Genomic DNA, 5124 nt, shown 5'->3' on the forward strand with positions numbered 1-5124 from the left:
GCACGACCGCGACCACCCGGCGTACGCGAGCGTTGTCCACGGCGCCCACCGTCGCAGATGGCTCGGCACTATCCTCGCGTGACCCACTCTTCGAGCAGGACAGGACCGACGTGCCCAAGCGCGCATTCATCACCGGGATCACCGGCCAGGACGGCTCTTACCTCGCCGAGCTGCTCCTGGACAAGGGCTACGAGGTGCACGGGCTGGTGCGACGCTCGTCGAGCTTCAACCGGGGGCGCATCGACCCGATCTACCTCGACGCCTCGGCCGGGGAACGGCTGTTCCTGCACTACGGCGACATGACCGACGGCGTCAGCCTGGTCAACCTGGTCCACGAGATCCAGCCCGACGAGGTCTACAACCTGGCGGCCCAAAGCCACGTGCGGGTGTCGTTCGAGATCCCAGAGTACACCGCCTCGGCCGACGGCATCGGGACGGTGCGGCTGCTCGAGGCGCTGCGCGCCGCCAAGCTCGACTGCCGGTTCTACCAGGCGTCGACGTCGGAGATGTTCGGCGCGACCCCTCCCCCGCAGGACGAGCACACGCTCTTCTACCCCCGCTCCCCCTACGCCGCGGCCAAGCTCTATGCGCACTGGATGACGGTCAACTACCGCGAGGCCTACGACATGTATGCCGTCTCCGGGATCCTCTTCAACCACGAGTCCCCCCGCCGCGGCGAGTCCTTCGTGACCCGCAAGATCACCCAGGCGGTCGCGGCGATCCAGGCCGGCCACCAGGACGTGCTGCTGCTCGGCAACATCGACGCCGTGCGCGACTGGGGCTATGCCAAGGAGTACGTCGAGGGCATGTGGCGGATGCTCCAGCAGGACGAGCCTGGCGACTACGTGCTCGCCACGGGCGTCGGCACGACCGTGCGGGACTTCTGCGAGCAGGCCTTCGCCCACGCCGGCATGGACTGGCGCGACTACGTGATCTTCAACGAGGCGAAGTACGAGCGGCCCACCGAGGTGGACGCGCTGATCGGTGACCCCAGCAAGGCGCGCGAGGTCCTGGGCTGGAAGGCCCGGACCGACATCGGCGCGCTGGCCCGGCTCATGGTCGACGCCGACGTCGCGGCACTGGCCGGGGGGCCGGCCGCCGGACTGCTCTGATGACGCCCTCCCGGGTGGCCCTGGTGACCGGGGTCGCCGGCCAGGACGGCGTCTACCTCGCCCGGGAGCTGATCGCGCGGGGTTGGCAGGTGGTAGGCACGGTGCGTCCCGGCGATCCTGCGGTGACTGCCATGTCGGTCTACCTGTCCGGGGTGGAGGTGGTGTCGCACGACCTGTGTGACGCGGCCGGCTTCGGCTCCTTGGTGGAGCTGTGGCGTCCCTCGCGGGTCTTCAACCTCGCGGGGTTCTCCTCGGTCGGAGCGAGCTGGGACCAGCCCGACCTGGTCGAGGAGGTGAACGGCGTCGCGGTGGAGCGGATGCTGGCCTCGCTCGTGGAGCTGCGCGACCGGCACGGCGACGACGTCCGCTTCTTCCAGGCCGGGTCGGCCGAGGAGAGCGCACCGGGGGCGAGCAGTCCCTACGCGCAGTCGAAGGTGCGGGCCAGGGCCGCCGTCTCGGTCGCTCGTGAGGCGTTCGGGCTGCATGCCGTGACCGCGACGTTGCACAACCACGAGAGCCCGTTGCGACCTCGGCGCTTCGTCACGCGCAAGATCACCCGGGCCGCAGCCTCGATCGCTCTCGGCCGGGCGTCGTCGGTGACCTTGGGCAACCTCGACGTGTCGCGTGACTGGGGTGCCGCAGCCGACTACGTCCGGGCGATGGTGGCGATGCTCGAGCTGGACACGCCCCGTGACCTGGTCGTCGCGACCGGGGTCACCCACACGCTGCACGACCTGCTGGCCGCGGCCTTCGCGGCGGCCGGCCTCGGCGACCCCTCGGCGTACGTCGTGCAGGACCCGGCCCTGCTGCGTCCTGCTGATGCCCCGACGCTGGCAGCCGACATCTCCGAGACGCGGCGAGTGCTGGGGTGGAAGCCGTCCACGAGCTTCGAGGACGTGGTGGCCCAGATGGTGCGCGTCGACCTCGAGCGGCTGCGGTCGGGCGTCGAGGAGTCCCCGGCCTACCTGACGCCCAGCTGAGCCAAGGCGTTGAGCACCTGCTCCTTGCGGGGAGCGCCGGCGGCGCGGGTGACCTCGGTGCCGTGGGCATCGAGGATCAGCGTGGTGGGGGTGCGCAGGACGCCGACCCGGCGGACGAGCTCGAGGTGCTGCTCGGCGTCGACCTCGAGGTGGGTGACGCCCGGGACGACCTCGGCCACCTCGGTGAGGATGCGTCGGGTGGCGCGGCACGGGGCGCAGAACGCGCTCGAGAACTGCAGCAGCGTCGCCTTCTCGCCGAGCTGACTGGACCAGTCGGTGTCGGCGAGGACCGAGGTCGGGGTCTCGGTGGCTGCTGCCGGCGCGTCGGGGCTGGGTGACGTCTCGGCATCGCGGACCCGGTGGGTGCCGCGGAAGCGGCCGTCGGTGAGGGCGCGATAGCCGCCGAAGGCTAAGGCGGCGATGACGGCGATGAGAAGCACGAGCTGTCCAGGTGTCACGGGGTGCTCAACGATCGTCCGGTCAGGGGCATTCCTGCGACTCAGCCGCCGGCGAAAGGCGGCAGGAACTGGAGCTCGGAGCCGGGCGGCACCTGGAGCTCGTCGGGGTCCTCGGTGGCGACCGGGCGGTCACCGAGGAGGACCGAGCAGGTGCCGAGGACGGCCATCAGCCGGGTGTCGGGGTGGAGCTGGGCGACCTGTCGCAGGACATCGGTGAGAGATATCGGGCCGGTGACAGGAAGGTCGTCCCCGTCACAACCAGCCGCAGATCGGGCGGCAGCCCAGTACCTGACGCGGATGGCGTCGGTCTCATTTAACCCGGATCGATCCGATGTGACGCTCACGTTTCGCTATTCTTCCTCTCAGATTCGCCTGACCGGAGCCCAGTGTTGCGTTTCGGTCCCCGCCCCATTCGGGAGGAGACCATTGTGAGCACCCTGCTGCTGTTGACCAGCGCGCTCCAGCCGTCAGCCGAGGTCCTGCCCGGATTGTCGCTGCTGGGCCACACCGTGAAGATCCTCCCAGCCGAGGGAAGCGCCCTGCTGGAGGCCCCCGAGGCGGACCTTTTGCTCGTCGACGGACGCCAGGACCTCGCCGGCGCGCGTGACCTCAGCCGGCTGATCCGCACCACCGGCACCGACGTGCCGGTCCTGCTCATCGTGACCGAGGGCGGCCTGTCCGTCGTCTCCCACGACTGGGGCATGGACGACGTCGTGCTGCACACCTGCGGCCCCGCCGAGCTCGAGGCACGCATCAAGCTCGCCATCGGCCGCCTCAACGCCCGCCGCGAAGCAGCGGACCCCGAGGCCCACGTCATCCGCTCCGGCGAGGTCGTCGTCGACGACGCGACCTACACGGCGAAGATCGGCGGCCGCTCGCTCGACCTGACGTTCAAGGAGTTCGAGCTCCTGAAGTTCCTCGCGCAGCACCCCGGTCGCGTCTTCAGCCGCCAGCAGCTGCTGCAGGAGGTGTGGGGCTACGACTACTTCGGCGGCACCCGCACCGTCGACGTGCACGTGCGTCGGCTGCGCGCCAAGCTCGGTGTCGAGAACGAGACGCTGATCGGGACCGTGCGCAACGTGGGCTACCGCTTCGTGCTGCCGGCCAAGGAGAAGGAAGGCGCTGCCGACGTCGCGTCGCTCACCGAGCGGTCGAACGCCGACGCCTGAGGGTCCTCCACAGGGGCGGGCCCGGCTTGATTGATCGACCGGGCACTCGGGCACGTCCCCTGCGTGAAGCACGAGGAGCTCCGGTGCACCCTCGCGGCGCAGGACGGCGTCGTCAGCAGGAAGCAGCTGCTCGCCCTGAGCGCGACCAAGGCCGACATCGACCGGATGGTGCGCCGGTGCGAGCTGGCTCGCGTCCACACCGGCGTCTACGTGCATCCCGCTCACGTGGCGCCAGCGCGCCTGGGCTGCGGTGCTGTTCGCCGAGCCCGCTGCGCTCTACCTGGACTCCGCTCGCCCGAAGCCCGACGAGCGTGGAGTCGTCCACGTCGCGGTCGACACCGCTCGGCGGGTCTCGACCCCCGCTGGGGTGCGGGTCCACCGCGTCGTGGGGCTGGCGGCGCAGGTGCGGTGGAGCCAGTAGCCCCCGCGCGTCCGTCCCGAGGACAACCTCGTGGCGCTGATCGACCGAGCGCGCTCGGAGACGGCGGTGGTGCGGCTGGTCACGGACGAGATCTGCGGTCGACGTACGACGCCGGAGCGGGTGACAGAGGCGCTCGGCCGCCGCCGACGACGGCGCTGGCGAGGCTTCGTGGAACAGGTCCTCGACGACGTGGCTGCGGGCACGGGCTCCGTCCTCGAGCACGGCTACCTGACGTGGGTCGAGCGGGCACACGGCCTGCCGGCGGCGTCCCGCCAGGTGGTGCGCGAGACCGAGGGAGGACGGGAGTACCGCGACCTCGAGCACGAGGGCCTCGATCTGGTGATCGAGCTCGACGGCCGGCTGGCGCACGACTCCTGGGATGCGGCCGGGCGCGACGCGGACCGGGACCTCGACGACCTCGCGGCAGGGCGGGCGAGCCTGCGGCTGCGCTTTGCGCAGGTCTTCGACCACCCCTGCCGGACTGCCGCGCGCGTCGCAACGGTCCTGCACCGACGCGGCTGGACCGGGACGCCGCAGCCTTGCGGACCCGGGTGCGAGCTCGGAGACTCCGGCTCACCCGACGCGCCGGAGTCTCCGCGCTGACTCACCCGCCGATCTCTAGGGTGGGCGGGTGAGCTCTCTGGAACAGATCGCGGCGGCTGCCGAGGCCGCCGACGGGGCGTCCGCGGTCGACGAGGCGACGTGGCGGGCGGTGCGGCACCACTCCGAGCGGGTGCGGTCGTGGGTGGAGGAGACGGGCTTCGCGCTGCTGATCGATAACGAGGTCACGCTCGTGGTGTCGCCGGATGATCGCGGGCGGGGCGTCGGCCGCAGCCTGTTGCGCCAGGCGCTGGAGGCGGTCGGCGAGGGGCGGGTGCTGGCGTGGTCGCACGGTGACCATCCCGCGGCGGCCGCGCTCGCTGCGGCGTACGGCTTCGAGCGGGTGCGGGAGCTGTGGGTGATGCGGCGACGCACCGGGGATGC

General features: G+C 71.2%; 8 protein-coding genes. 6 read left to right on the top strand and 2 right to left on the bottom strand.

Going from position 1 to position 5124, the window contains the following annotated elements; genetic code table 11:
• The first annotated feature begins 110 nt into the window (after positions 1–110).
• Both gmd and RMN98_RS13605 read left to right on the top strand, forming a co-directional pair.
• Positions 111–1112: a GDP-mannose 4,6-dehydratase gene (gmd, locus tag RMN98_RS13600; protein ID WP_309649364.1), complete on the top strand. Its 1002-nt coding sequence runs from the start codon at positions 111–113 to the stop codon at positions 1110–1112.
• Complete coding sequence (locus RMN98_RS13605; RefSeq protein WP_309649357.1) at positions 1112–2092, top strand: GDP-mannose 4,6-dehydratase; 981 nt, start codon at positions 1112–1114, stop codon at positions 2090–2092. Before gmd ends, RMN98_RS13605 begins: the two co-directional genes overlap by 1 nt.
• On the opposite strand, the gene RMN98_RS13610 is transcribed toward RMN98_RS13605, so the two are convergent.
• Together RMN98_RS13610 and RMN98_RS13615 are read right to left on the bottom strand one after the other, a co-directional pair.
• Entirely contained in the window at positions 2074–2550 is a 477-nt protein-coding gene (locus tag RMN98_RS13610) for a thioredoxin family protein (protein ID WP_309649358.1), read from the bottom strand. The genes RMN98_RS13605 and RMN98_RS13610 overlap by 19 nt on opposite strands.
• Before the next feature lie 41 nt (positions 2551–2591).
• The gene (locus RMN98_RS13615) at positions 2592–2894 is read right to left on the bottom strand and encodes a MoaD/ThiS family protein (protein ID WP_309649359.1); all 303 of its coding nucleotides are present in this window, start codon (positions 2892–2894) and stop codon (positions 2592–2594) included.
• An 84-nt stretch (positions 2895–2978) separates the two neighbouring features.
• On the opposite strand from RMN98_RS13615, the gene RMN98_RS13620 reads away from it, so the two are divergent.
• The 4 genes from RMN98_RS13620 to RMN98_RS13635 all read left to right on the top strand — a co-directional run.
• Positions 2979–3719 (top strand): response regulator transcription factor, encoded by a 741-nt coding sequence (locus RMN98_RS13620; RefSeq protein ID WP_309649360.1) that lies wholly within the window; start codon positions 2979–2981, stop codon positions 3717–3719.
• Positions 3720–3969: 250 nt separating this feature from the next.
• Complete coding sequence (locus RMN98_RS13625) at positions 3970–4140, top strand: hypothetical protein (RefSeq protein WP_309649361.1); 171 nt, start codon at positions 3970–3972, stop codon at positions 4138–4140.
• A gap of 30 nt (positions 4141–4170) precedes the next feature.
• On the top strand, positions 4171–4743 hold the full coding sequence (locus RMN98_RS13630; RefSeq protein ID WP_309649362.1) for a hypothetical protein: 573 nt from the start codon (positions 4171–4173) through the stop codon (positions 4741–4743).
• A gap of 28 nt (positions 4744–4771) precedes the next feature.
• Positions 4772–5124: GNAT family N-acetyltransferase (locus tag RMN98_RS13635; protein WP_309649363.1), on the top strand; the 353-nt coding region annotated here is incomplete at its 3' end.

The organism is Nocardioides sp. (genome assembly GCF_031397825.1).
Classification (GTDB): domain Bacteria; phylum Actinomycetota; class Actinomycetes; order Propionibacteriales; family Nocardioidaceae; genus Nocardioides.

Excerpts from the sequence above, each read along its gene's own strand:
- RMN98_RS13605 (WP_309649357.1), top strand. The coding sequence starts at position 1,112 with ATGACGCCCTCCCGGGTGGCCCTGGTGACCGGGGTCGCCGGCCAGGAC.